Below are 24,464 nucleotides of genomic sequence, written 5' to 3'. Positions count from 1 at the left end.
GAAAGGGCGTCGGCCGAAAAAGGCGTTGATCGGAAAGGGCGTCGGCCGGAAAAGGCGCTGGCCGGCCCGGCACACGAGAGAGGTCTCGTGTGCCGGGCCGGCCTGGGCGTGTCCCGCGCCCATGTCCGCTGCCGCGGCGATCACCCGGTCGAGCGGTCACCCGACATGACCATCCCGGGAGGTCGTTCCGCCCGTAGCAGCGGTGGCTTCTCAAGCGGTACGGGTCAGAGCGCGACGCCGTGGGCCCGCAGGTAGGTGACCGGGTTGATGTCCGAGCCGTACTCCGAGCCGTTGCGGATCTCGAAGTGCAGGTGCGGGCCGGTCACGTTGCCGGTCGCGCCGGAGAGGCCGATCTGCTGGCCCACGGTGACGGTCTGACCGATCTTCACACCGATCGAGGAGAGGTGCGCGTACTCGGCGTAGTGGCCGTCGGAGAGCTTGATCTCGACCTCGTTGCCGTAGGCGCCGCCGTTGCCGGCCTTCACCACGACACCGTTGGCGACGGCGCGCAGCGGGGTGCCGGTGGAGGCGACGAAGTCCTGGCCGGTGTGGTGGCCGGAGGCCCACATCGAGCCGGCCACGCCGTAGGCGGTGCCCAGCTTCGGGTTGGCCAACGGCGCGACGAAGCCGGACGTGGCGGCGACCGGGGTGGCGGTGACCGCGGCGACCGGCGCGGCGGTCTGCACCTGGGTCTGGAGCTGGGCGGACGGCTTCGCGGCCTCGGTCCGGACCTCCAGCTGGGCCTTCGGCTTGGCGGCGGTGTCCGAGGCGGCCGGAGCGGCCGGCTTGGCCGGGGCGGTCGCAGCGGCGTCCGAGGACGGCGCGGCAGCGGCGGCCTGGCCGGCGATCGCGAGCTGCTGGCCCGGGAAGATCAGGTTCGGGTTGCCACCGACGACCGTGCGGTTGTGCGCGTACAGCGCCTCCCAGCCACCGTCGACGTGCTTGGCGTCGGCGATCTTCGACAGGGTGTCGCCGCTGACGACGCGGTAGCTCGCCTGCGCGGGGGCCTGGGTGGCGGGAGCGGCACTGGTCGAGGTGGTGCTCTGCGCGACCGGGGCGGCCGGGACGGTGTAGGCCTGGGCGCTCATCGCGGTGACGAGCGGGAGGGCGAAGGAGGCACCGGTGACGGCGGTGGCGATGCCGATGCGGGCGGCGCGGGGCAGGGCGATACGACGAGCCTGAGCAGGCATGGGATTTTCCTCTCCGACGCCTGCGAGGTGAGCTGTCGGGTTCGGGCTGGAGTTGCCCGGCCGCATGCGCGGCTTCACCCCTAGCCGGCCCTGGATCCGGTCACGCGAGAGCGTGCCGTTCCGGTCCGGCGACTTACCTGTGGGTCCCCCGCTCCTGCCGTACAGAGTTCAGTTCGAACCACCGGACAGCGGCAGGACTCGGCGTTCCGCCCGGAGGATCCGTCCGGGCTGGCCGGGCGGTCGCTGAACTAAAACCCATCCATTCGAGTGAAGCAATGTCGATCACTTGAACCGGCAACCACTGCGCGGACCACGGTGACCCTCCGCATGATCCGCCGCACTGTACGTGCACAATCCATTCACCCGGCGCCACTGATCCACGACGCTGCGCCCATCCCGCCAGCACAGCGCACCCGGCCGCTCACGCACCGCCCACCATCAACACACCCCCCGGTGACCCTTGTCACGTACACCCCACTGGGCGCAGGATCAGGCCGTGACCACCTCTGAGGCCGGCAACCTGCGTCTGGGCACCGCGCAGGGCCGCTGGGTACTTCTGGCGACGGTGCTCGGCTCCAGCATGGCGCTGCTCGACAGCACCGTGGTGAACGTCGCGCTGCCCCGGATCGGCGCCGATCTCGGCGCCACGCTCGCCTCCCTGCAGTGGACGCTGAACGCGTACCTGCTCACCCTGGCCGGGCTGATCCTGCTCGGCGGCGCGCTCGGGGACCGGTACGGCCGGCGCCGGGTGTTCCTGATCGGCGTGGTCTGGTTCGCCGCCGCCTCCGCGGCCTGCGCCGCCGCCCCGGACATCCAGGTTCTGATCGCCGCCCGCGCCGTCCAGGGCATCGGCGGGGCGCTGCTCACCCCCGGTTCGCTCGCCATGCTGCAGGCCGTCTTCCACCCGGACGACCGCTCGGCGGCGGTGGGTCTGTGGTCGGGCCTCGGCGGGGTGGCGGCCGCGGTCGGCCCCTTCGTCGGCGGCTGGCTGGTGGACGGCCCGGGCTGGCGGTGGATCTTCCTGCTGAACCTGCCGCTCGCGGCCGCCGTGGTCGCGGTCACCTCCCGCTTCGTCCCCGAGAGCCGGGACGAGAGCGCCGTCGGCCGCTTCGACGTCCCCGGCGCGCTGCTCGCCGCGCTCTCCCTCGGGGCGATCACCTACGCGCTCACCGCTGCCGGGGAGGGCCTGTCCCCCGCCGTCTGGATCAGCGGCGCCCTCGGCCTGCTGTTCGGCGCGGCCTTCCTCACGGTCGAGCGCCGCACCGCCGAGCCGATGCTGCCGCTCGGCCTCTTCTCCTCCCGGCTGTTCACCGCCGTGAACCTGGTCACCCTGTGCGTCTACGCGGCGTTCAGCGGGGTGTTCTTCCTGCTGGTGGTGCAGCTGCAGATCGTCGCGGGCTTCTCCCCGCTGGTCTCCGGCCTCGCGCTGATCCCGATCACCGTGCTGATGCTGACGCTGTCGGCGCGCGCCGGGCGGCTCGGCAAGCGGATCGGCCCCCGGATCCCGCTCACCGTCGGCCCGCTGCTGTGCGCCGCCGGGGTGCTGCTGATGCTGCGCACCGGCCCCCACTCCTCCTACTGGGCGGACGTGCTGCCCGCCGTCGCGGTGATGGGCTGCGGGATGGTGCTGCTGGTCGCGCCGCTGACCGCCACCGTGCTGGCCGCCGTCGAGGTCCGGCACGCGGGCATCGCCAGCGGCGTCAACAACGCCGCCGCCCGCGCGGCCGGGCTGCTCGCGGTCGCCGCCCTGCCCGCGTTCGCCGGGCTGAGCGGCGACGCCTACCGGGTGCCGTCCGCGGTGGACTCCGCCTTCCACACCGCGATGCTGATCTGCGCCGGGCTGCTGGTCACCGGCGGGCTGACCGCCTTCGCCACCGTCCGCGGCAACGTCCTCGCGCCGGCGGACCACCCCGTAGCCGAGCCGGACTGCGAGTGGTCCTGCGGCACCACCCCGCCGCTCGACCCGGGCCATGTGCGCACGGAAGAGGGCCCCACCACCGGATCGGCGGCAGGGCCCTCGGCCGGCTGAGGCACCGGCTGGAGTGCTGGCTGAAAGACCGTCAGAGAATGTCGCCCGGCGCGTACTTGGCGGCCTCCGGGTAGGCGGCCGCGACGGCCTCCACCTGGCGGACCACCTCGGCGACCTGGGCACCGGCCGCGCCGGTGAAGGACAGCCGGTCGGCCAGCAGCGCGTCCAGCGCGGCCCGGTCCAGCGGGATCCGCTCGTCGGCGGCCAGCCGGTCCAGCAGCTCGTTCTCCCGGGCGCCCGCACGCATCGCCAGGGCGGAGGCGACGGCGTGCTCCTTGATGACCTCGTGCCCGGTCTCCCGGCCGACGCCCGCGCGCACCGCGCCCATCAGCACCTTGGTGGTGGCGAGGAACGGCAGGTAACGGTCCAGCTCGGCCTCGACCACGGCGGGGAAGGCCCCGAACTCGTCGAGGACGGTCAGGAAGGTCTCCAGCAGGCCGTCGAAGGCGAAGAAGGCGTCCGGCAGCGCGACCCGGCGCACCACCGAGCAGGAGACGTCGCCCTCGTTCCACTGGTCGCCGGCCAGCTCGCCGGTCATCGAGGCGTAACCGCGCAGGATGACGGCCAGGCCGTTGACGCGCTCGCAGGAGCGGGTGTTCATCTTGTGCGGCATCGCCGAGGAGCCGACCTGGCCCTCCTTGAAGCCCTCCGTGACCAGCTCGTGGCCGGCCATCAGGCGGATGGTCTTGGCCAGGCTGGACGGCGCGGCGGCCAGCTGGACGAGGGCGGTGAGCACCTCGAAGTCCAGCGAGCGCGGGTAGACCTGGCCGACGCTGGTCAGCACGTTCTCGAAGCCGAGGTGCCCGGCGACCCGGCGCTCCAGCTCGGCGAGCTTGTCGGTGTCGCCGCCGAGCAGGTCCAGCATGTCCTGGGCGGTGCCGACCGGGCCCTTGATCCCGCGCAGCGGGTAGCGGGCGATCAGCTCCTCCAGGCGGCGGAAGGCGACCAGCAGCTCGTCGGCGATCGACGCGAAGCGCTTGCCCAGGGTGGTGGCCTGCGCGGCCACGTTGTGCGAGCGGCCGGCCATGACCAGCTCGGAGTGCTGGGCGGCCAGGCTGGCCAGCCGGACCAGCACGGCCACCGTACGGTCGCGCACGTGCTCCAGCGACTGACGGATCTGCAGCTGCTCGACGTTCTCGGTCAGATCCCGGGAGGTCATGCCCTTGTGGATCTGCTCGTGGCCGGCGAGTTCGCTGAACTCCTCGATCCGGGCCTTCACGTCGTGGCGGGTGACTCGCTCACGGGCGGCGATCGAGCCGAGGTCGACCTGGTCGATCACCCGCTCGTAGTCGGCGACGGCGTTCGCCGGCACCTCGACACCGAGGTCCTGCTGGGCCTTCAGGACGGCGAGCCACAGGTGGCGCTCAAGGACCACCTTGTGCTCGGGGGACCACAGCTGGGCCAGGGTCGCCGAGGCGTACCGGGAGGCCAGGACATTGGGGATCTGGGACTTCGCGCTCACGCTTCGCAAGCCTAACAGCCGAGGTCAGCCGGAACGTCGGCGCATCGGGTAGGCTGGGTCAATTGAGCGACCGTCAGGTGACGCTCGACAAACTTCTCACCGCGAGGATACCACACCGATGCATGGACTTCCAGCGGAACCGCCCCTCGCCGCGGCGCTGCGCGCCGAACAGGCCCACCTCACCCGGCTCTACGCCCGGTTGGACAGCACCCGCGCGGAGGCCCGCCGCACCCGCGACGGCGCCCTCGACGGGGCCGGCGCCGGCGGCACCCACCAGGCCCGGCTGGAACGCGAGGTGCGCGCCCGCGAGGCCACCCGCCGCGCCGCCCGGCTCGACGCCGTCGAACGCGGCCTCTGCTTCGGCCGCCTCGACCAGCGCGACGGCACCGTCCAGTACATCGGCCGCACCGGCCTGAGCGACGACGCGTACGAGCCGCTCCTCCTCGACTGGCGCGCCCCCGCCGCCCGGCCGTTCTACACCGCCACCCCCGCCCGCCCCGGCCCCGTCGTGCGCCGCCGCCACCTGCACACCCGTGGCCGCACCCTCACCGGCCTGGACGACGAGGCGCTCGACCTCGACCGGCTCGACGAGTCCGGCCGCCGCACCCTGGTCGGCGAGGCCGCCCTGCTCGCCGCCCTCGCCCGCGAGCGGACCGGCCGGATGGGCACCGCGGTCGCCACCATCCAGGCCGAGCAGGACCGGGTGATCCGCGCCCCGCTGCCCGGCGCCCTGGTCGTCCAGGGCGGCCCCGGCACCGGCAAGACCGTCGCCGCCCTGCACCGCGCCGCCTACCTGCTGTTCACCCACCGCGCCGCGCTGGAGCGCCGCGGCGTCCTGGTCCTCGGCCCCCACCCCGGCTTCCTGCGCTACATCGACGAGGTGCTGCCCGCCCTCGGCGAGACCGAAGTGGTGCTGCGCACCGTCGGCGAGCTCTTCCCGGGCGTCACCGCGACCCGCAGCGACACCGCCGCCACCACCGTCGCCAAGGGCGGCCGCTGGATGGCCGGGGTGCTGCGCCGGGCCGTCGCGGCCCACCAGTCGGCCCCCGCCGGCGGCCTCGACCTCGGCGAGGGCCTGCGGTTGTCCGCCCGCGCCTGCGCCGAGGCCCGGGACGCCGCCCGCGGCCTGCGCCTGCCGCACAACCGGGCCCGCGCGTACTACCTGCGCACCCTGCTCGACGCGCTCGCCGTCGCCCAGGCGCTCGCGCTCGGCCGCCCGTACGACGACGAGGAGGCGCACTACGCCCCGCGCGAGCTGTGGGCCCGCGAGGACGTCCGCGCCGCGCTCGACCCGCTCTGGCCTCGACTCACCCCGGAGCAGCTGGTGGAACGGCTGCTCACCGACCCGGGCCTGCTCGCCTCGGCGGCGCCCGACCACCACGACACGCTGCTCCGCCCGCCCGGCGGCCCCTGGACGGTCGAGGACGTCCCGCTGCTCGACGAGGCCGCCGAACTGCTCGGCGACACCCGGCCCGCCGACCGCCCCGAGGACGACCCCGACGAAGCCGAACTCTCCTTCGCCCAGGGTGTGTTGACCATCACCGGCCAGACCGGCGACGCCCTGCTCGACCCGGCCCTGCTGGCCGGGCGTTTCCACCACGACGGTCCCCACCGCTCGACGGCCGAACGCGCCGCCGCCGACCGCACCTGGGCGTACGGCCACGTCGTCGTGGACGAGGCGCAGGAACTCTCCGCGATGGCCTGGCGCACCGTCCTGCGGCGCGTCCCGACCCGTTCGCTCACCGTCGTCGGCGACCTCGCCCAGACCGGCTCGCCCGCCGGCGCCCGCAGCTGGGCCGAGATGCTCGACCCGCACCTGCCCGGCCGCTGGCGCGAGACCCGCCTGACCGTCAACTACCGTACGCCGGAACCGATCATGGCACTCGCCGCCGCCGTCCTGCGCACCGCCGCACCCGACCGGCAGCCGCCCGAGTCGGTCCGCCCGGGCGCCGAGCGTCCGTCCGCCGTCCATGTCCCGGACGCCGGGTTCGCCGCCGCCCTCGCCGAACTGCCCGCCCCCGCCGGCACCTTGGGCGTGATCGCGCCGGACGACCTGGCGGGCGACCTCGGCGCGCTCACCGTCTCGGCGTGCAAGGGCCTGGAGTTCGACGCCGTCGTGGTGGTCGAGCCGGCCGCCATCCAGGCGCAGTCCGCGCGGGACCTCTACGTCGCGCTCACCCGCGCCACCCGCACGCTCACCCTGCTCCACCACCGCCCACTGCCACCGGCGATCGCCGAGGTGCTCTGACCCCGGCCGACCGGGCGTGGCGCGGCGCGCTACTGGGCGGTGCCCGCCCGGCCGGCCAGCACCGGCAGCACCTGCGCACAGATCGAGTGCAGGGCGATCCGCTGCTCGTCGGTCATCGCCTCGAAGGCCTGGTGGGTACGGGCCATCTCGCCGCGGATGCGGTTCAGGATCTCCCGGCCCTCGTCGGTGATCACCACGATCTTCACCCGGCGGTCACCGGCCGCCGCCTCCCGGTGGGCGAGGCGCAGCGACTCCAGCCGGTCCACGATCCCGGTGACGTTCGAGGCGTCGCAGCCCAGCCGTCCGGCCAGCGCCCGCATCGGCACCGGCTCCTGCACCGCGCCCAGCGCCTTGGCCTGGGAGGAGGAGAGCCCGTGCCGGGCGGCGGCCGCCGCGAAGTCCTGGAAATACGCGGCGCCGACGGCGGCCAACGCCTCCATCAACTCGGCGTTGGTCGGTACGGTCGTCGTCGCTGTCGAACCCATGGGGTCAGCGTACGGCGGAGTGCTTCAGCAACTCAAGCTTTGACCACGGCAACCGTCCGCGGCGGGGCGAAGAGGCGGGCCAGCAGGCGAGGCAGAAGGTGGGGCAGAAGGTGGGGCAAGACTAGAGCACCAGCTGATCGAACAGCCGCCGCAGCTCCGCCTCCGGGTCGGCGGTCAGCCCGGTGTGCACCGGCCCCGGCTGGACGATCGCGCTGCGCGGCGCGGTCAGCCAGCGGAACCGCTGCCCGGGGCTGTCCCCCGCCGCCGGACCGGCCTGCGGGCCCCCCGCGCACACCGCCTCGATCCCGTACAGCGCCCGCCGCACCCCGTGCACGTCCGCCACCGGATCCAGCGCCAGCAGCCGGGCCTGGTCCAGGTGCGTCCGGGCGGCCAGGTGCGCGTTCTGCCGGCAGTACAGCAGCACCCCGACGTTGACGCACTCACCGCGCTCGACCCGCGGCACCGCGCGGATCACGGCGTACTCGTAGTCGTGCAGCCCACCAGCCATCGACAGCTCAGGCATCCTCGGCTCGGGCGTCCTCGGCTCGGTCATGCGGGCACCTCCGGCAGCCAGTCGCGCGGACCGGCCAGGCGCCCGGTCAGCTGGGCGCGGTACGCGGCGCGCACCGCCTCGGGCGAGTCGAAGCCGGGCTCGTCCACCAGCCAGACCTCCGGGATCCGCGCCACCGCCCCCTCGATCGCCGCCTCCGCGAGCGGCGCGAGCGCCTTGTCCGCGGCCGCCAGGTCGGGCTGGGCCCGCAGCAGCGCGTGGTCGGAGGCGTCGTACGGGCGGCGCACCCAGGCGGCGGCGCCCGCCCAGTGGTGGTGGAAGATCAGGCTCGCGCCGTGGTCGATCAGCCGCAGCCCGCCGGTCGCCACCAGCAGGTTGGGGTTGCGCCAGGAGCGGTCGACGTTGCCGATCAGCGCGTCGAACCAGAGCACCCGGCCGGCCGACTCCGGGTCCACCTCGAAGCAGAGCGGGTCGAAGTTGAGCGCACCGCTGACGAACGCCATCCCGAGATTGGTGCCGCCGCTGGCCCGCATCTGGTCCTGGATCTGCTGGTCCGGCTCGCTACGGGCCAGCACCGGATCCAGGTCGATCGTCACCAGCTCCGGCACCGGCAGACCGAGCCGCCGGCCCAGCTCCCCGGCCAGCACCTCCGCCACCAAGGCCTTGCGGCCCTGCGCCGCGCCGACCCATTTCAGCGCGTACAGCCGCCGGTCGTCGGCCTCGACCAGGCCCGGCATCGAGCCGCCTTCTCGCAGTGGCGTCACATAACGGATCGCCGTCACCTCGGGGAGCACGGCCGACAGCCTATCGGTGCCGACCCGCCACCTCCTTCACTCCTCCGCCATCCGCCCCATCCCGGTGGCAGCCCCCGCTGCTCCGTGCGAGTGTGGCGGACAGTAATGGGGACCTTCACGCAGTCACGGGGACCTTCACGGTTACGACCTGCACGGCAAAGGGATGAGCGATGGAACGACCTCGGATCCTGATCGTGGGCGGTGGCTTCGCCGGCCTGGAGTGCGCCCGCCGCCTCGAACACAAGCTCGCGCCGTCGGAGGCCGAGATCTCGCTGGTCACACCGTTCAGCTATCAGCTCTACCTGCCCCTGCTGCCGCACGTCGCGGCCGGCGTACTGACCCCGCAGTCGGTGGCGGTCTCCCTGCGTCGCTCGCTGCGCCGCACCCACATCGTCCCGGGCGGCGCGATCGGCGTCGACCCGGCCTCCAAGGTGTGCGTGGTCCGCAAGATCACCGACGAGGTGGTGGCGCTGAGGTACGACTACCTGGTGCTCGCCCCCGGCAGCGTCACCCGTACCTTCGACATCCCCGGCCTCACCGACTACGCCCGCGGGATGAAGTCGCTCGCCGAGGCGGCCTACGTCCGCGACCACGTGATCGCCCAACTCGACCTCGCCTCCGCCACCTTGGACCAGCGGGAGCGCGAGTCCCGACTGCAGTTCGTGGTGGTCGGCGGCGGCTACGCGGGCACCGAGACGGCCGCCTGCCTGCAGCGCCTGACCACCGCCGCGGCCCGCCGCTACCCGCGCCTGGACGCCCGGCAGATCAAGTGGCACCTGATCGACATCGCCCCGAAGCTGATGCCGGAGCTGGGCGACGCGCTGGGCACGGCCGCCCTGGAGGTACTGCGCCGCCGCGGCATCGAGGTGTCGCTCGGCGTCTCGGTGGCCGAAGTCGGCGCCGAGTCGGTCAAGTTCACCGACGGCCGGGTGCTGCCCTGCCGCACGCTGATCTGGACGGCCGGGGTGGCGGCGAGCCCGCTGATCGCCACGCTCGACACGGAGACGGTCCGCGGCCGGGTCGCGGTGACGGCGGAGCTTCGGGTGCCGCAGTTCGAGGGCGTGTTCGCACTGGGCGACGCGGCCGCCGTGCCGGACCTCGCGAAGGGCGACGGCGCGGTCTGCCCGCCGACCGCCCAGCACGCCGCCCGGCAGGGCCGTGTGGCGGCGAACAACGTGATCTCCGTGCTCCGCAGCCAGCCCCTGGAGCCGTACTACCACAAGGACTTGGGCCTGGTGGTCGACCTCGGCGGCAAGGACGCCGTGTCCAGGCCGCTCGGCGTGGAGCTGCACGGGGTGCCGGCCCAGGTGGTGGCCCGCGGCTACCACCTGATGGCGATGCGCACCAACGCGGCCAAGTTCCGGGTGGGCGCCAACTGGCTGCTCAACGCGACCGCCGGGGACGACTTCGTCCGGACCGGCTTCCTCGCCCGCCAACCCGCCCGCCTGCGCGACTTCGAGTACACCGACGCCTACCTGACGAAGGATCAGGTCCGGGCGCACGCCCAGGCGCTGCTCGCCAAGGGCTGACCGGCGCACGGAACGTCGGTGCCCCCGCGGTCAGGACCGGCCGCGGGGGCACCGAAGCACACGATCAGCGCACGGTCATCGCGCGGTCAGGTACATCCCGCTCGCGTCCTGCCCGGCCGTGTTGTGGCACGAGTAGTCACCGGTCGGACGACCCCACAGCAGCGTCAGGCAGCGCCCGACCGCCTGCTGCCCGTAGTAGTTGGGGTGCATCGACTCCTGCAGCACGCCCTGCGTGGAGTTGAGCCCGCCGTCCAGGAAGCGGGCCCACTCGCTGGTGGTCGCGGTCGGGCCGGAGCTCGTGGTCGGCTGCTTGGTGGCCGTCGAGCAGACCTCGCGGCCCTGCAGCATGTCCGACAGGTCCAGGAACTGCGCGCCCTTGGACGCGGCGACGCCCGCCAGCGACTGGGAGATCTGCGGCACCAGGGTGTCCCGTGCCCAGTCGGCGTCACCGTCCCAGAACGGGCAGCCGCCGGTGTTGGAGCGGGTCCAGCCGCTCTCCGGGTAGCGCATCTCGGCGCTGCGCGGGATCGGCGAGGGGTAGGACTGCAGCACCAGGCGGTAGTCCGACTGCGCGTAGCCCGCGTCGGCCATCACCGCGCGGACCTCGTCGATCGCCTTGCCGACCCCGGCCATCGCCGTGGGCATCTTCGAGTCGATCGAGGACTGCGCCGAGTCGTGGCAGTAGGAGTACCAGATGAGGTAGTCCTGCACGCAGTTGGAGATGATCCCGCCGAAGCCCAGGTCGTTGCCGCCGATCGACAGCGTGATCAGCTTGACGTTGTTCTGCCGTGCCACGGTGGCGAGTTGGTCGGCCTGCGGGGCCTCGCCCTTGAGCGTCTGGCCGCCGTTGGCGGCACGGAAGATGTTCGCGGTGACGGCACCGGAGCAGGCCAGGTTGATCTCGTTCTGGGCGCCGGTCGAGGCGCTGACCACCTCGGCGACGTCCGAGCGGTCGCAGCCGCTGCCGGCCGTGGCGCCGTAGACCAGCGAGGGGTCGTACGAACTGCCGTTCCAGGCACGGTCGGTGCCGTTCCGGCTGCCGCTGGTCCCGGCCGAGTTGCCCTTCCAGCGGCCGGCTTCGCCGGAGATGTAGCTGTCGCCGAGCGTGACGCTGGCGGTGGGGCCGCCCGGCGCGGCCAGGCGGACGGCGGCCGGGGTGGCAGGCGCGGCAAAGGCGGGCGCGGCCACGGCGAGACCGCTCGCGGCGAGTGGGAGGGCGAGGGCCGCGGTGAACAGCCGTCGGTGGAGTCGGGGGGCGCTGCGGGTGATGCTCGAACCGTTTTCGGGCACGACGGAACTCCTGCGGCTCGGTCTCCCCGTGCGGTGGGGACGGGAAGACGCGTAGGTGAGGGTGGGCCGCCGGCCGGTGGCGCGATGAACATGACACGCCCGCACTGGTTACCGCTAGGTATCTGCAGCAGGTTTCCCGCTTTGTTACCGCCGGGTTCAGACCAGCGGAGCGCCGGGTTAAGCCCCGGGCCAAGCCCTGGATCGAGCCGCGGGTCAAGCCCCGGGTTCACACCAGCCGCGAACCGTCACCGCCCGTCCCCAGCACGGCCGCCAGGTCCTCAGCGAGCCGCCGCGCGTCCGCCGGGTCCAGCCCGGCCGTGGTGATCCGCAGCCCCGACGGGGACTGGATGCGGTAGCGCGCGCCGGGCGCCGCGACCCAGCCCCGCTGCACCAGCGCCGCCAGCGCGGAGGTCTCGTCCGGCACCGGTACCCAGACGTTCAGCCCGCTCGCGCCGTGCGCCTCGATGCCGCGCGCGGCGAGTTCGCCGAGCAGCGCGTCCCGGCGGGCCCGGTAGACGCCGGCCACCCGGTCGACCGGCGCCGCGTCGGTGCGCCACAGTTCGGCGACGGTGCGCTGGAGCAGGTGGCTGACCCAGCCGGCGCCCAGCCGCAGCCGTCCGGTGACCCGCCCGATGGTGTCCTGGTCGCCGACCGCCACCGAGAGCCGCAGGTCCGGCCCGTACGCCTTGGCCGCCGAGCGCACCACCGCCCAGTGCTGCGAGCCGGCGCCCGCCAGCGGGTGGTACGGCTGGTCGACCATCCCGTGCCCGTGGTCGTCCTCGATCAGCAGCACCCCGGGGTGCTCGGCCAGGACGGCCCGCAGCGCCTCGGCCCGGCGGGGGGTGAGCGCGGCGCCGGTCGGGTTCTGCGCCCGGCTGGTGACCACCACCGCGCGGGCGCCCTCGGCCAGCGCGGCGGCGAGCGAGTCGGGCAGCGGGCCCTCGTCGTCCAGCCGGACGGGCGCGGGCCGCAGGCCAAGCGCGGGCAGCAGGTCGAGCAGGCTGCCCCAGCCCGGGTCCTCGACGGCGACCGCGTCGCCTGCCCGCAGCCGGGTGACGAGGATGCGCTCGATGGTGTCGAGCGAGCCGGAGGCCACGGCGATCGGGCCGCCGGGCAGGCCGTCGGCCTCGAAGGAGGCGCGGGCGAGCGCGAGCAGCCCGGGATCGACCGCCGGGTGCCCGTACAGGACGGGTCCGCTCCGGGCCGCCTCGGCGGCGGCCGCGAGGGCCGGCCCGAGGTCGGGCAGCAGGGCCGGGTCGGGGTTGCCGGCGGACAGGTCGCGGGCGTGCGGCGGGACGGGGACGCGGATCTGGTCGCGCGGGGTGAGCGCGGGCCTGGGGAGGATCCGGCTGCCCTTGCGGCCGGCGGTCTCGATCACCCCGCGGTCGCGGAGCAGCCGGTAGGCGGCGGCGACGGTGTTGGGGTTGACGCCGAGCTCGGCGGCGAGGTCGCGCAGCGGGGGCAGCGCGGTCCCGGGGGCGAGGCGCCCGGTGCTGACGCCCTGTTCGATGTGGGACGCGATTTCGCTGGCGCGTCGCCCCTTCAGCGGATAGTCTCCTAGCACAAAGCAAAGTATGCACTAGTACATAGAGGTTGTCATGTCGGCCCCTGCAGACGGCTCCGCCAGCTACTCCCGCACCGCCCGCACCACCCCCACCCGCTACAAGGACCGCGCCACCTGGGAGCAGGAGGCGATCCACGACATCCTCGACCGCGCGTACCTCTGCCACCTCGGCTTCATCGCCGACGGTGCGCCGGTCGTCCTGCCGACCATCTACGCCCGCGTCGGCAGCCGCCTGTACGTCCACGGCTCCACCGGCAGCCGTCCGCTGCGCGGCGCCTCCGGCGACCAGGGCCTGCCGGTCTGCGTCACCGTCACCCTGGTCGACGCGCTGGTGCTGACCAAGTCCGCGTTCAACCACTCGGTCAACTTCCGCTCGGTGGTGGCGCACGGCACCGCCCACCAGGTCACCGACCCCGAGGAGCTGGACGTCGCGCTGGCCGCACTGGTCGACCACGCGATCCCCGGCCGCTCCGCCGAGGTCCGCCCGGCCAACGCCAAGGAACTCGCCGCCACCGCCGTCATCCGGCTGGACCTGGACGAGGTCTCGGCCAAGACCCGGGAGGACGGCGCCGACGACGACCCGGAGGACCTCGGCCTGCCCTACTGGGCCGGACTGATACCGGTCACCACCGTGCACGGCACCCCCCAGCCGGACGCCTCCACCACCGTCCCGCTGCCCGCGCACCTGCGCCGCTACCCCTGCTGACGGAGGCCCGCCGATGCTGATCAGGTCATGGGACCGCGGCGACGAGCAGGAGTGGCGCGCCTGGCTGGCCGAGGGCCGCGACTTCGGCCTGCTCGCCGCCAACGGCGGACCGGGCGAGGGCCCGGTGCTCGTCCCGACGCACTTCCTGCTGGACGCCGAGCGCGGCGAGATCCTGCTCCACCTCGCCGCGCCCAACCCCCTGCTGGCCGCCGTCCGGGCCGACCCCCGGGTCACCCTCGCGGTCACCGACGGCTACGCCTTCGCACCGGGCCACTGGCGCGGCGAGCCGGGCACGCCCACCAGCTACTACGCGTCCGTCCACTTCCACTGCACCGCCGAACTCGTCGAGTCCGCGGCGGGCAAGGCGGAGATCCTCAACCGCCAGCTGGCGCACTTCCAGCCGGAGACCCCGGACACCCGGGTGGTGCCCGGCGAGGGCGAGTTCGCCCGGCTGCTCCCCGGCCTGCGCGGGCTCCGCCTGACGGTCCACGAGGTACGCGCCAAGTTCAAGTACGACGACAAGAAGCCGGCCGACGCGCAGTACGCGATCGCCGACCGGCTGGCCGAGCGCGCGGCCCACCGTCCGGACGCCCGGCACCCCCGGCGCGACCAGGACGCCGCCGCCCGCACCCAGCTGCTCCGCCGCCACCAGCGCCGCACCGACTGACCCCGAGCCGCCCCCGGCAGCTGACGCAGGGCCACCGACGCCCGCGGATCTGACACCCGGTCACCCGATCGGGCGCCAATTCGGGCAGGGCGGCGCCGGCACTGCTCGAATGTGAGACGAGTCCTGCCCACTCGGCCGTCAGAGCGGGCCCGTCCACGCCGGGGAGCGCGCTTGTCCACACTCAACAGCCACCGGGCCGGCGAGGCCCATCTCGGCCACGTCGTCTTCATCTCCGCCGCCGCCGCGATGGGCGGCTTCCTGTTCGGCTACGACAGCGCGGTGATCAACGGCGCGGTGACGGGCATCCAGAAGCACTTCGGGGTGGGCAACGGCGAGACGGCCTTCGTGGTGGCCATCGCGCTGCTCGGCTCGGCGGCCGGCGCGGTGGCCGCCGGGCGGCTCGCCGACCACCTCGGCCGGGTCCGCACCATGCTGCTGGCCGCCACCCTGTTCGCGATCAGCGGCCTCGGCTCGATGTTCCCGCCGAGCATCCAGGTCCTCGCCACCTGGCGGGTGGTCGGCGGCATCGCGATCGGCATCGCCTCGGTGATCGCGCCCACCTACATCGCCGAGGTCGCGCCGACCGCCTACCGCGGCCGGCTCGCCTCGTTCCAGCAGATGGCGATCGTGCTCGGCATCACCGTCTCCCAGCTCGCCAACTGGGCGCTCAACCAGGCCGCGGGCGGCGAGTCCACCGGCCACCTGGGCGGCATCCAGGCCTGGCAGTGGATGCTCGGCGTGGAGGCCATCCCCGCCCTGGTGTACGGGCTGATGGCGCTCGCCATCCCGGAGTCACCGCGCTACCTGATCGCCGACCACCGGGAGGCGCAGGCCCGCAAGGTGCTGCGCGAGGTGGAGGGCGAGGACGTCGACCTGGACGCCCGGGTCGCGGAGATCCGCGCGGTGCTGGAGTCCGCGCACAAGCCCCGGATCAAGGACCTGCTGGGCGGACGGTTCGGCCTGCTGCCGATCGTCTGGGTCGGCATCGGAGCCTCGGTGTTCCAGCAGTTCGTCGGCATCAACGTGATCTTCTACTACTCGTCCTTCCTCTGGCAGTCGGTCGGCATCAACGAGTCCAACTCGCTGCTGATCAGCCTCTCCACCTCGATCATCAACGTGATCGGCACGGTGATCGCGATGGCGCTGGTGGACCGGATCGGCCGCAAGCCGCTCGCCCTCGCCGGCTCGATCGGCATGGCACTCGCGCTGGCCACCGCCGCCTGGGCGTTCTCCTACCGGCACGGCAGCGGCGGCACCGCCACCCTCGACAACACGCACGCCACCGTCGCCCTCGTCGCGGCGCACGTCTTCGTGCTCTGTTTCGCCTTCTCCTGGGGCGTGGTGGTCTGGGTCCTGCTCGGCGAGATGTTCCCCAACCGGATCCGCGCACTCGCGCTGTCCGTCGCCGCCTCGGCCCAGTGGATCGCCAACTGGGCGATCACCGTCAGCTTCCCCGACCTCGCCGACTGGAACCTGTCGGCGACTTACGTCATCTACGCGGCCTTCGCGTTGCTCTCCATCCCCTTCGTGGCCTTCTGCATCAAGGAGACCAAGGGCCGCGCCCTGGAGGAGATGGGCTGAGCCCGCACCCCCGTCGAGTCCCCACCCCATTCGGCCCGACCCATCGCGAGGAACCCATGCCTGACCCGGGCGGCTCCCGGCAGAACATCACCTTCCCCAGCAACGGCCGTACCGCGCACGGCTATCTGGCCCGCCCGCCGCAGGGCGTCGGGCCGGGCCTGGTGGTGGTGCAGGAGTGGTGGGGACTCACCTCGCACATCGCGACGATGGCCGACCGCTTCGCCACCGAGGGCTTCACCGTCCTCGCCCCCGACCTGTTCGGCGGCGCCACCACGCACGACAGCGCCGAGGCGGCCCGGCTCAGCCGCGAACTCCCGGTCGAGCGGGCCGTCGAGGACCTCTCCGGGGCCGTCGACCACCTGCTCGCCCTGGACGGCGTGGTCGGCGACGCGGTCGGCGTGGTCGGCTTCTGCATGGGCGGCGGCTTCGCCCTGCTGCTGGCCGCCCGGGCCGGCGACCGGGTCGCCGCCGCGGTGCCCTTCTACGGCCTCCCGCCCGACCCGGACTTCGACTACCGGGGCCTGACCGCCCACGTCCTGGGGCACTTCGGCGAACTCGACCGCTCGATCCCGATGGCCGCCGTCGACGAGGCCGCGATCCGGATCGGCGAGGCCACCGACGTCCGCCCCGAGATCCACTTCTACCCGGCCGGGCACGCCTTCATGAACGACGAGAACCCGCTCGGCACCTACGACCCGCTCCAGGCCGCGACGGCCTGGCGGCGCACCCTCACCTTCCTCTGGGGCCACCTCGGTTAGCCTCCTCCCCCCAGCCGGCCCGCAGGAGCACCTCCGACGCACCGGTGGCCGCCGCCGAGCCGGCGGCCACGCCGTGCGCGCCCCGTGCGCCCCGCGTGCGCCCGCCGGTACGCAACCACCAGTACGCCCGGTTCGTCCGACCAGGTAAGTCACACCACCGTCTTTGAGGGGCCACTGGTGCCGAAGCCGCTGCTGTTCCTGGACGTCGACGGGGTACTGAACCCGGTCTGCCCACACCCGGACGCCGGGTTCGACGCCCACACCCTGCTCGGCTACTCGGTGCTGCTCTCCGCCCGGCACGGCGTGTGGCTGCGCGAGCTGGCCGGCACCTACGAACTCGTCTGGGCGACCACCTGGGAAGAACACGCCAATACCCACATCGCCCCGGCGATCGGCCTGCCCACGCTCCCGCTGGTCCGCTTCACCGGCTACGTCCCGCAGCCGGACGACCCGCGCGTCCCGCTGATGGAGTTGCTCTCCGCCCGCAAGTGGGCCCCGCTGCTGCGTTACGCCGCAGGCCGTCCGTTCGCCTGGGTGGACGACGTCATCCCGCCGCGGCTGGTCCGGCGCTCCCTCTGGCGCCCGGACCGCCTGCTGGTGCCGATCGACCCCGGCCAGGGCCTGGAACGCCGGCACGTCGACCGCCTGCTCGGCCGGCCGCCCCGCACCCCGGCCGGCCGCCAACCGGTCAGGGGGTCGGCAGCCAGCTGACGTGCCCGGCGAGCAGCGCGTACCCGACGAAGGCCACCGTGTCGATCAGCGCGTGCGCCACGACCAGCGGCATCACCCGCCCCCAGCGCCGGTACAGCTGGCAGAACACCGCCCCCATCACCATGTTGCCGACCAGCCCGCCGACCCCCTGGTACAGGTGGTACGAGCCGCGCAGGACCGAACTCGCCACCACCGCCGCCGGCCACGACCAGCCCGACTGCCCCAGCCGGCGCAGCAGGTAGCCGAGGACGACGACCTCCTCCAGGATCGCGTTCTGCCACGCGGAGAGCACCAGCACCGGGACCCGCCACCACACGTCCGGCAGCCCGGACGGCGCGACCGTCAGGTTGTAGCCGGCCGCCTGCGAGGCCAGGTACAGCACCAGCCCGGACCCGCCGATCGCGGCCGCCACGGCGGCGCCCCGGCCGAGGTCGCGCAGCTTCTGCCCGAGGTCGAAGCCCAGCACCCGCAGCGCGGCGCCCTCGCGCACCAGCAGGTACCCGACCAGCACCACCGGCATCAGGCCGCGCCCGATGGAGTACAGCTGCCAGACCAGGTCCAGCCAGGGCCGCCCGGGCGCGCGCGAGCCGTTCAGCGTGGCGACCTGCTGGCCGAGGTGGAGCGGTTCGGTGAGCGAGCCCGCGAAGCTGATCAGCGCGCTGACCCCGCTGGCGCCCAGGGAGAGGCCGAGGACGATCAGCAGTTCCACGCCGAGCAGCCGGCGCGTGGACTTCGCGGTCTCCGGTGCGGTCGGGACGGTGGTCACGGGGGGCTCCAGCGGGGCGGGCGTCGCTCCGGCCGTCGGCCGACCGCCGGAGCGATCATCCTGACACAGCCGCCCGGCTACCCGACCGGCCAGGTGTGCACCGGCTCGCCGGTGCGCATGTGCTCGATGTAACGCCTGGTCATCGCGGCGAGCGCGGCCGGGCGCGCCATCCCGTACTGCTCACGCAGCCGGTGGAAGGTGGCGCTCTGCCAGGCCGCGCCGTTGGTGCGGCGCAGGCAGCGCTGCTCGATGATCCCCAGGTAGCGGTCCCGGTCGGCGGGCTCCACGCCCCACTCGTCCAGACCCTGGTGGGCCATCGGCAGCAGTTCGTTCAGCACCAGGTCGACGGCGGACACCGTGGTCAGCCCGCCGCCGCGGCCGGCCCGGCCCTGGCGCGGCCACTGGAACACCGCGTCGATGCCGTACCGGGCGCCCTGCCGGAAGTTCTCGTCCGCCCGCTCGAACGGCAGGCGGGTCCAGATCGGCCGGGACTGCTCGGCGAGCACCCGCACCAGCCCGTAGTAGAAGGCGGCGTTCGCCAGCGTGTCAGCCACCGTCGGCCCGGCCGGCAGCGCCCGGTTCTCCACCCGCAGGTGCGCCACCCCGCCCGCGACGTCGTAGACCGGCCGGTTCCAGCGGTAGATCGTGCCGTTGTGCAGCCGCATCTCGGCGAGCCGGGGCGCGCCGCCGGAGGAGAGCACCTTCAGCGGGTCCTCGTCGTCGCAGATCGGCAGCAGCGCGGGGAAGTAGCGCAGGTTCTCCTCGAACAGGTCGTACGCCGAGTCCACCCAGCGCTCGCCGAACCAGGTGATCGGCCGCACGCCCTGCGCCTTGAGTTCCGCCGTACGGGTGTCACAGGCCTGCTGGAACAGCACCGGCCGGGTCTCCCGCCACAGCTCCCGTCCGAACAGGAACGGCGAGTTCGCGCCGAGCGCCAGCTGCGCCCCGCAGATCGCCTGGGCCGCGTTCCACACCGAGGAGAAGCGCTCCGGGGTGACCTGCAGGTGCAGTTGCAGGGAGGTCGCGGCGGCCTCGGCCACCATGGTGATCGTCTCCAGCTGGAGGTGCTCGACCCCCTCGATGTCCAACGCGATGTCCTCGCCGCGGGCGGCCAGGATCTGGTCGCTGAGCAGGCTGTAGCGCGGGTTGTGGGAGATCGCGTCCAGGCCGGTGTGGCCGTGCTCCAGGGTCGGCAGGATGCCCACCATGACGATCCGGGCGCCGACCTCGGCCGCCCGCCGGTCGGCGTAGCGCAGCCCGGTGTCGATCTCCTCGCGCAGGTCCTCGAAGACGTGCCCGCACAGCCGGTGCGGCACGATGTTCACCTCGACGTTGAACTGGCCCAGTTCGGTCTGGAAGTCGCTGGAGCCGATCGCGCTCAGCACCTGCGCGTTGCGCAGGGCCGGCAGGCCGTCCTCGTCGGCCAGGTTGAGCTCGATCTCCAGCCCCATCACCGCCCGCGGCCGGTCGAAGCGGTCCTCGCGCAGCATCCGCCCCAGCACGTCGAGGCAGGCCTGGAGCTTGCGCCGGTACAGCTGCCGGTCCGCCAGATCGGCCCGAGTCGCCACGACCTTCTCGCCCACGGTCCCCTCCTCCTGAGACACCGGCCGACCCGACCGTGCAAGCATCATGCCCACCTCGAAGATCGATACCCGAATGCTTGTACTGGCTTGCAATGCAAGGAAACTGACGATGATTCAGCGCATCTGCCGACTTGCCCGGCGCCACCGCCTGTGATAAACAGGTCACCCTGCGCACCTGTTCGATAGAATTCGCACTGCGCTCCGGCCGGCCCGCTCCGCCTCGAAACCCTCGTCGACGGCGGCGACCGCGCCGGCACCGCGATCATGCACAACCGGACACGGCCAGGTCCCGTCACCGATGACACACCGCGCCACGCCGGTATGCCGCACTCGCACGCCGATCTCGCACGGAGAGGCGGACCCCGCCATGACTCTGCAGACCCCCCAGCCCCCACCGAGCGCCCTGCGCGCCGTCCTGGCCGCACTCGACTCCGAGACCGCGCTGCGCCAGCCCGCCGCCGCAGCGCTGCGCCATCCGGTCGGCCCGCTGCTCCCCGCGCACCCGCTCGCCGTCCACGTCCTGGACGGGCCGCGCCCGGAGCTCCCCGCCGCCCGCCGGACGGGCTGGCGCTTCCTGATCAAGGACGGCGCCGAGGTCGCCGCTGCCGCGGAGGTGGTCCAAGGCGTCGAGGGCCACACCTTCTCCCACTTCACCGCCGGCCCCTACCTCGACTCGACCGTCCGGGCGCTGCGCCAGGCCTGGCAGATCGCCCAGGGCTCCCGGGCCCGCCAGCAGCCCCGGCTGCTGACCTTCCCCGGGCAGTACGCGACGGCACTGTGGCTGCACAGCCCCGACGCCGGCCCGGCCGCCGACCAGCTGATCCCGCTCGCCCCGGCCCCGCTCGGCGTCACCGCGCACCGCGCCTACCCGGCCGGCGAGCTGCTGCCGCTGCTGGCCCGGGCACCGCTCGCCAAGCCGCTGCTGCTCGGCTCCTCCTGAGCCGGCCCCACGCCGACGGGCCACCGGGCCACCACCCGGCGGCCCGTCCGCGTGCGCGGCGGCGCCGCACGTCTCCCTCACTCGTCCGAACCACCCGGACGGGCCATTCGCCATGGCCTCCTCGGGCCATGCCGCAGCTGACCCACCGGTGCGCCGTTTCCCGCTGGACCCACCTGAACGGGTGATCTCTGCCCGGGAGTTGTGGCGCATGTCACGAAATCCCTGCGCGCGCGTCCGCAGATGCCGACACTGGGAACCAGCGTGGAAGGACCACCTGTCCTACCCACTTGAGCGCCGGTCCACACCTGGTCGGCGCGCGGACAGGATCCGGCTACCGCGGCGGCTCCCGACGGCTTCGCCGGCGGCCGCACCACGGGGGAGGATCGCCGAGCGAAGCGAGGGTACGCGTATGTGCCAGCACCGTCCTGAGTGCCCGTCGGCCGAGTCCGAGGACCGCGAAGCCGCCGCCACGGTGGCCTGCCACCCGGAGCAGGGTTGGAGCCTGCTCTGCAACGGCGTCGTGCTGTTCGAGGACACCGGAGAGCTGCTGCCCGACGGCCGGGTGATCGCGCCGCGCCGCCGCGTCGCCCGCGCGGCCTGACCGCGCCGGCGGGGGCAGCCGCCGCACGACGACAACGGGCAGGGCCCCGGCGGAACAACCCGCCGGGGCCCTGCCGTACGTCCGGTCCGGATCAGACGCCGTACTCGTCCAGCGGCGGGCAGGAGCAGACCAGGTTGCGGTCGCCGTACGCGCCGTCGATCCGGCTGACCGGCGGCCAGTACTTGTCCGCCGGGTTCACCCCCGCCGGGAAGACCGCCTCCTGCCGCGAGTAGCCGTGCGCCCAGTCGCCGGCCAGCGCGGCGGCGGTGTGCGGGGCGTTGCGCAGCGGGTTGTCCTCGGCCGCCCACTCGCCCGAGCCGACCTTGTCGATCTCGGCCCGGATCTCGATCATCGCGTCGCAGAACCGGTCGATCTCGTACAGGTCCTCGGACTCGGTCGGCTCGATCATCAGCGTGCCGGCCACCGGGAAGGACATCGTCGGCGCGTGGAAACCGTAGTCGATCAGGCGCTTGGCGATGTCGTCCACCGTCACGCCCGTCTCCTTGGTCAGCGGGCGCAGGTCGATGATGCACTCGTGCGCGACCAGCCCGCCGGGGCCGGTGTAGAGCACAGGGAAGTGCGGCGCCAGCCGCTTGGCGATGTAGTTGGCGTTCAGCACCGCGACCTGGGTCGCGTGCTTGAGGCCCTCGCCGCCCATCAGCCGGACGTACGCCCAGGAGATCGGCAGGATGGCCGCCGAGCCCCACGGCGCCGCCGAGATCGGGCCGACGCCGGTGGACGGGCCGGCCTCCGGCTGCAGCGGGTGGTTCGGCAGGTACGGCGCCAGGTGGGCGCGCACCGCGACCGGGCCGACGCCCGGGCCGCCGCCGCCGTGCGGGATGCAGAAGGTCTTGTGCAGGTTCAGGTGCGAGACGTCCGCGCCGAACTTGCCCGGCTTGGCCAGGCCGACCAGCGCGTTCAGGTTGGCGCCGTCCACGTACACCTGGCCGCCGGCCTCGTGCACCAGGGCGCAGATGTCGGTGATCTGGGTCTCGTACACGCCGTGGGTGGACGGGTAGGTGACCATCAGCACGGCGAGGCTGTCGCGGTGCTGCTCGATCTTGGCCTTCAGGTCCTCGACGTCCACGTCACCGTCGACCAGGGTCTTCACCACGACCACCCGCATCCCGGCCATCACGGCGGAGGCCGCGTTGGTGCCGTGCGCGGAGGACGGGATCAGGCAGACGTCGCGCTGGGTGTCGCCGTTGGCGTGGTGGTAGGCGCGGACGGCCAGCAGGCCGGCCAGCTCGCCCTGCGAGCCCGCGTTCGGCTGGATCGAGACGGCGTCGTAGCCGGTCACCTCGACCAGTTGCTGCTCCAGCTGGCGGATCAGGGTGAGGAAGCCCTGGACCTGCTCGATCGGCGCGAAGGGGTGCAGCTGGCCGAACTCCGGCCAGGTGACGGCCTCCATCTCGGTGGTCGCGTTGAGCTTCATGGTGCAGGAGCCCAGCGGGATCATGCCCCGGTCCAGCGCGTAGTCCCGGTCCGACAGGCGACGCAGGTAGCGCAGCATGGCGGTCTCCGAGCGGTGGCTGTGGAAGACCGGGTGGGTCAGGTACTCGTCCTGGCGCAGCAGCGCGCCGGGCAGCGCGTCGGCGGCCTCGGCGACCTCGACCGCGGGGACGCCGAACGCGGCCCAGACGGCGGCCAGGTGCTCGCGGGTGGTGGTCTCGTCGGTGGAGACCGAGATCCGGTCCGCGCCGTCCTGGTAGACGTTGACGCCGTTCGCCCGGGCGGCGTCAGCGATCCCGGCGGCGCGGCCCGGCACGACGGCGGTGACGGTGTCGAAGAACTCGCCGTGCAGCAGCTCGACGCCGCCGGCCCGCAGGCCCTCGGCGAGGGCGGCGGCGTAGCGGTGGGTGCGGCGGGCGATGTCGGCCAGGCCGTCCGGGCCGTGGTACACGGCGTACATCGAGGCCATGACGGCGAGCAGCACCTGGGCGGTGCAGATGTTGCTGGTGGCCTTCTCGCGGCGGATGTGCTGCTCGCGGGTCTGCAGCGCCAGGCGGTAGGCGCGGTTGCCGTCGGAGTCGACCGAGACGCCGACCAGGCGGCCGGGCAGCGAGCGGGCGTACTCGGCGCGCACCGACAGGTAGCCGGCGTGCGGGCCGCCGAAGCCCATCGGCACGCCGAAGCGCTGCGAGGTGCCGCAGGCGATGTCGGCGCCGAGCGAGCCCGGCGACGCGAGCAGGGTCAGCGCCAGCAGGTCGGCGGCGACCGCGACGATCGCGCCGAGGCCGTGCGCCTGCTCGATGACCGGGGCGAGGTCGCGGACCACGCCGGTGGCACCCGGGTACTGGAGCAGCACGCCGAAGACGCCGCGCTCGGCGATCTCGGCCGGGATGCCCTCGGACAGGTCGGCGACGACGACCTCGACACCGGTCGGCACCGCGCGGGTGTTGATCACCGCGATGGTCTGCGGCAGGGTCTCGGCGTCGATCAGGAAGACGCCGCCCTTGACCTTGGTGACGCGGCGGGCGAGCGCCATCGCCTCGGCCGCCGCGGTGCCCTCGTCGAGCAGCGAGGAGCCGGAGGTCGGCAGGCCGGTCAGGTCGGAGACCAGGGTCTGGAAGTTGAGCAGCGCCTCCAGGCGGCCCTGGGAGATCTCCGGCTGGTACGGCGTGTAGGCGGTGTACCAGGCCGGGTTCTCCATGACGTTGCGCAGGATCACCGGCGGGGTGAAGGTGCCGTAGTAGCCCAGACCGATCATCGGCTGGAGCACCTGGTTGCGGCCGGCCAGCTCGCGCAGCTCGGCGAGGACCTGGGCCTCGCTGCGGCCGCCGGGCAGGTCCAGGGCGGTGATGGAACGGATCGCCTCGGGAACGGCGGTGGCGGCGAGCTCGTCCAGCGAGCCGTAGCCGACGGACGCCAGCATCTTGTCCTGCGCGGCGGCGTCGGGGCCGATGTGGCGGTTCTCGAAGGGACTGGCCAGCTCAAGCTCGGTGAGGGTCGAGGCGCCGGTGGGGCGTCCCGCGTTCGGCTGGGCGTTCATGGTGGTCGAGGCCTCCTGGTCACGGACCGGCGGGGGTACGCACGCCGGCCGGCCTTC

The 24,464-nt window shown here is 73.5% G+C and carries 20 protein-coding genes and 1 riboswitch; of the genes, 10 read left to right on the top strand and 10 right to left on the bottom strand.

What is annotated here, in order from left to right; genetic code table 11:
* Positions 1-224: 224 nt before the first annotated feature.
* Positions 225-1,190: a LysM peptidoglycan-binding domain-containing M23 family metallopeptidase gene (locus tag ACIOJE_RS24570; RefSeq protein WP_280684746.1), complete on the bottom strand. Its 966-nt coding sequence runs from the start codon at positions 1,188-1,190 to the stop codon at positions 225-227.
* A gap of 2 nt (positions 1,191-1,192) precedes the next feature.
* Positions 1,193-1,374, bottom strand: a riboswitch (cyclic di-AMP (ydaO/yuaA leader).
* Between the two features lie 312 nt (positions 1,375-1,686).
* Between ACIOJE_RS24570 and ACIOJE_RS24565 the strand changes: the two genes are divergently transcribed.
* Complete coding sequence (locus ACIOJE_RS24565; protein ID WP_280684747.1) at positions 1,687-3,219, top strand: MFS transporter; 1,533 nt, start codon at positions 1,687-1,689, stop codon at positions 3,217-3,219.
* A 31-nt stretch (positions 3,220-3,250) separates the two neighbouring features.
* Here the strand turns inward: ACIOJE_RS24565 and purB are convergent, their stop codons facing one another.
* Complete coding sequence (gene purB / locus ACIOJE_RS24560; protein WP_400778836.1) at positions 3,251-4,690, bottom strand: adenylosuccinate lyase; 1,440 nt, start codon at positions 4,688-4,690, stop codon at positions 3,251-3,253.
* Between the two features lie 109 nt (positions 4,691-4,799).
* Here purB and ACIOJE_RS24555 point away from each other — a divergent pair, with 109 nt between their 5' ends.
* Entirely contained in the window at positions 4,800-6,929 is a 2,130-nt protein-coding gene (locus ACIOJE_RS24555; protein ID WP_400778834.1) for a HelD family protein, read from the top strand.
* Positions 6,930-6,958: 29 nt separating this feature from the next.
* Here the strand turns inward: ACIOJE_RS24555 and ACIOJE_RS24550 are convergent, their stop codons facing one another.
* The 3 genes from ACIOJE_RS24550 to ACIOJE_RS24540 form a co-directional block, all read right to left on the bottom strand.
* On the bottom strand, positions 6,959-7,414 hold the full coding sequence (locus ACIOJE_RS24550) for a MarR family winged helix-turn-helix transcriptional regulator (RefSeq protein ID WP_280684750.1): 456 nt from the start codon (positions 7,412-7,414) through the stop codon (positions 6,959-6,961).
* Between the two features lie 121 nt (positions 7,415-7,535).
* A complete protein-coding gene (locus ACIOJE_RS24545) occupies positions 7,536-7,922 on the bottom strand; it encodes a DUF3037 domain-containing protein (RefSeq protein WP_400779046.1) in 387 nt (128 codons plus the stop codon).
* Between the two features lie 41 nt (positions 7,923-7,963).
* Positions 7,964-8,719, bottom strand: a complete 756-nt coding sequence (locus ACIOJE_RS24540) for a HipA family kinase (protein WP_280684751.1) — start codon at positions 8,717-8,719, stop codon at positions 7,964-7,966.
* A 170-nt stretch (positions 8,720-8,889) separates the two neighbouring features.
* Between ACIOJE_RS24540 and ACIOJE_RS24535 the strand changes: the two genes are divergently transcribed.
* The gene (locus ACIOJE_RS24535) at positions 8,890-10,248 is read left to right on the top strand and encodes an NAD(P)/FAD-dependent oxidoreductase (protein ID WP_280684752.1); all 1,359 of its coding nucleotides are present in this window, start codon (positions 8,890-8,892) and stop codon (positions 10,246-10,248) included.
* Between the two features lie 75 nt (positions 10,249-10,323).
* Here ACIOJE_RS24535 and ACIOJE_RS24530 read toward each other — a convergent pair whose 3' ends face one another.
* Positions 10,324-11,538, bottom strand: a complete 1,215-nt coding sequence (locus ACIOJE_RS24530; RefSeq protein WP_280684753.1) for a GDSL-type esterase/lipase family protein — start codon at positions 11,536-11,538, stop codon at positions 10,324-10,326.
* Between the two features lie 226 nt (positions 11,539-11,764).
* Entirely contained in the window at positions 11,765-13,102 is a 1,338-nt protein-coding gene (locus ACIOJE_RS24525) for an aminotransferase class I/II-fold pyridoxal phosphate-dependent enzyme (protein WP_400778831.1), read from the bottom strand.
* 34 nt (positions 13,103-13,136) lie between these two features.
* Between ACIOJE_RS24525 and ACIOJE_RS24520 the strand changes: the two genes are divergently transcribed.
* The 5 genes from ACIOJE_RS24520 to ACIOJE_RS24500 all read left to right on the top strand — a co-directional run bounded on the left by ACIOJE_RS24520 (position 13,137) and on the right by ACIOJE_RS24500 (position 17,525).
* Positions 13,137-13,808 (top strand): pyridoxamine 5'-phosphate oxidase family protein, encoded by a 672-nt coding sequence (locus ACIOJE_RS24520; RefSeq protein ID WP_280684755.1) that lies wholly within the window; start codon positions 13,137-13,139, stop codon positions 13,806-13,808.
* Between the two features lie 13 nt (positions 13,809-13,821).
* On the top strand, positions 13,822-14,475 hold the full coding sequence (locus ACIOJE_RS24515; protein WP_400778829.1) for an FMN-binding negative transcriptional regulator: 654 nt from the start codon (positions 13,822-13,824) through the stop codon (positions 14,473-14,475).
* A 171-nt stretch (positions 14,476-14,646) separates the two neighbouring features.
* A complete protein-coding gene (locus ACIOJE_RS24510; RefSeq protein WP_280684757.1) occupies positions 14,647-16,056 on the top strand; it encodes a sugar porter family MFS transporter in 1,410 nt (469 codons plus the stop codon).
* Positions 16,057-16,112: 56 nt separating this feature from the next.
* On the top strand, positions 16,113-16,814 hold the full coding sequence (locus ACIOJE_RS24505; protein WP_400778826.1) for a dienelactone hydrolase family protein: 702 nt from the start codon (positions 16,113-16,115) through the stop codon (positions 16,812-16,814).
* Between the two features lie 177 nt (positions 16,815-16,991).
* Positions 16,992-17,525: an HAD domain-containing protein gene (locus ACIOJE_RS24500; RefSeq protein ID WP_400778824.1), complete on the top strand. Its 534-nt coding sequence runs from the start codon at positions 16,992-16,994 to the stop codon at positions 17,523-17,525.
* Here the strand turns inward: ACIOJE_RS24500 and ACIOJE_RS24495 are convergent.
* Both ACIOJE_RS24495 and ACIOJE_RS24490 read right to left on the bottom strand, forming a co-directional pair.
* Entirely contained in the window at positions 17,503-18,291 is a 789-nt protein-coding gene (locus tag ACIOJE_RS24495; RefSeq protein WP_400778822.1) for a CPBP family intramembrane glutamic endopeptidase, read from the bottom strand. The two genes, ACIOJE_RS24500 and ACIOJE_RS24495, sit on opposite strands and share 23 nt — an antisense overlap.
* Positions 18,292-18,368: 77 nt before the next feature.
* Entirely contained in the window at positions 18,369-19,874 is a 1,506-nt protein-coding gene (locus ACIOJE_RS24490; protein WP_400778820.1) for a glutamate--cysteine ligase, read from the bottom strand.
* A 367-nt stretch (positions 19,875-20,241) separates the two neighbouring features.
* Between ACIOJE_RS24490 and ACIOJE_RS24485 the strand changes: the two genes are divergently transcribed.
* The gene (locus ACIOJE_RS24485; protein ID WP_280684762.1) at positions 20,242-20,814 is read left to right on the top strand and encodes a hypothetical protein; all 573 of its coding nucleotides are present in this window, start codon (positions 20,242-20,244) and stop codon (positions 20,812-20,814) included.
* Between the two features lie 409 nt (positions 20,815-21,223).
* The gene (locus ACIOJE_RS24480) at positions 21,224-21,415 is read left to right on the top strand and encodes a DUF5999 family protein (RefSeq protein WP_280684763.1); all 192 of its coding nucleotides are present in this window, start codon (positions 21,224-21,226) and stop codon (positions 21,413-21,415) included.
* A gap of 91 nt (positions 21,416-21,506) precedes the next feature.
* Here the strand turns inward: ACIOJE_RS24480 and gcvP are convergent, their stop codons facing one another.
* On the bottom strand, positions 21,507-24,407 hold the full coding sequence (gene gcvP / locus ACIOJE_RS24475) for an aminomethyl-transferring glycine dehydrogenase (RefSeq protein WP_400778818.1): 2,901 nt from the start codon (positions 24,405-24,407) through the stop codon (positions 21,507-21,509).
* Positions 24,408-24,464 lie beyond the last annotated feature (57 nt).

This window comes from Kitasatospora sp. NPDC087861 (genome assembly GCF_044742585.1).
Taxonomy (GTDB): domain Bacteria; phylum Actinomycetota; class Actinomycetes; order Streptomycetales; family Streptomycetaceae; genus Kitasatospora.
The sequence above is the reverse complement of the archived record's forward strand: the minus strand, read 5'-3'. Positions and strand labels throughout refer to the sequence as shown.

What these genes read in the sequence shown, in the direction of transcription:
- ACIOJE_RS24570 (WP_280684746.1), bottom strand. Translation starts at nt 1,190, where the DNA reads ATGCCTGCTCAGGCTCGTCGTATCGCCCTGCCCCGCGCCGCCCGCATC.
- ACIOJE_RS24555 (WP_400778834.1), top strand. Translation starts at nt 4,800, where the DNA reads ATGCATGGACTTCCAGCGGAACCGCCCCTCGCCGCGGCGCTGCGCGCC.
- ACIOJE_RS24550 (WP_280684750.1), bottom strand. Translation starts at nt 7,414, where the DNA reads ATGGGTTCGACAGCGACGACGACCGTACCGACCAACGCCGAGTTGATG.
- ACIOJE_RS24545 (WP_400779046.1), bottom strand. Translation starts at nt 7,922, where the DNA reads ATGGCTGGTGGGCTGCACGACTACGAGTACGCCGTGATCCGCGCGGTG.
- ACIOJE_RS24535 (WP_280684752.1), top strand. Translation starts at nt 8,890, where the DNA reads ATGGAACGACCTCGGATCCTGATCGTGGGCGGTGGCTTCGCCGGCCTG.
- ACIOJE_RS24520 (WP_280684755.1), top strand. Translation starts at nt 13,137, where the DNA reads ATGTCGGCCCCTGCAGACGGCTCCGCCAGCTACTCCCGCACCGCCCGC.
- ACIOJE_RS24515 (WP_400778829.1), top strand. Translation starts at nt 13,822, where the DNA reads ATGCTGATCAGGTCATGGGACCGCGGCGACGAGCAGGAGTGGCGCGCC.
- ACIOJE_RS24505 (WP_400778826.1), top strand. Translation starts at nt 16,113, where the DNA reads ATGCCTGACCCGGGCGGCTCCCGGCAGAACATCACCTTCCCCAGCAAC.
- ACIOJE_RS24485 (WP_280684762.1), top strand. Translation starts at nt 20,242, where the DNA reads ATGACTCTGCAGACCCCCCAGCCCCCACCGAGCGCCCTGCGCGCCGTC.
- ACIOJE_RS24480 (WP_280684763.1), top strand. Translation starts at nt 21,224, where the DNA reads ATGTGCCAGCACCGTCCTGAGTGCCCGTCGGCCGAGTCCGAGGACCGC.
- gcvP (WP_400778818.1), bottom strand. Translation starts at nt 24,407, where the DNA reads ATGAACGCCCAGCCGAACGCGGGACGCCCCACCGGCGCCTCGACCCTC.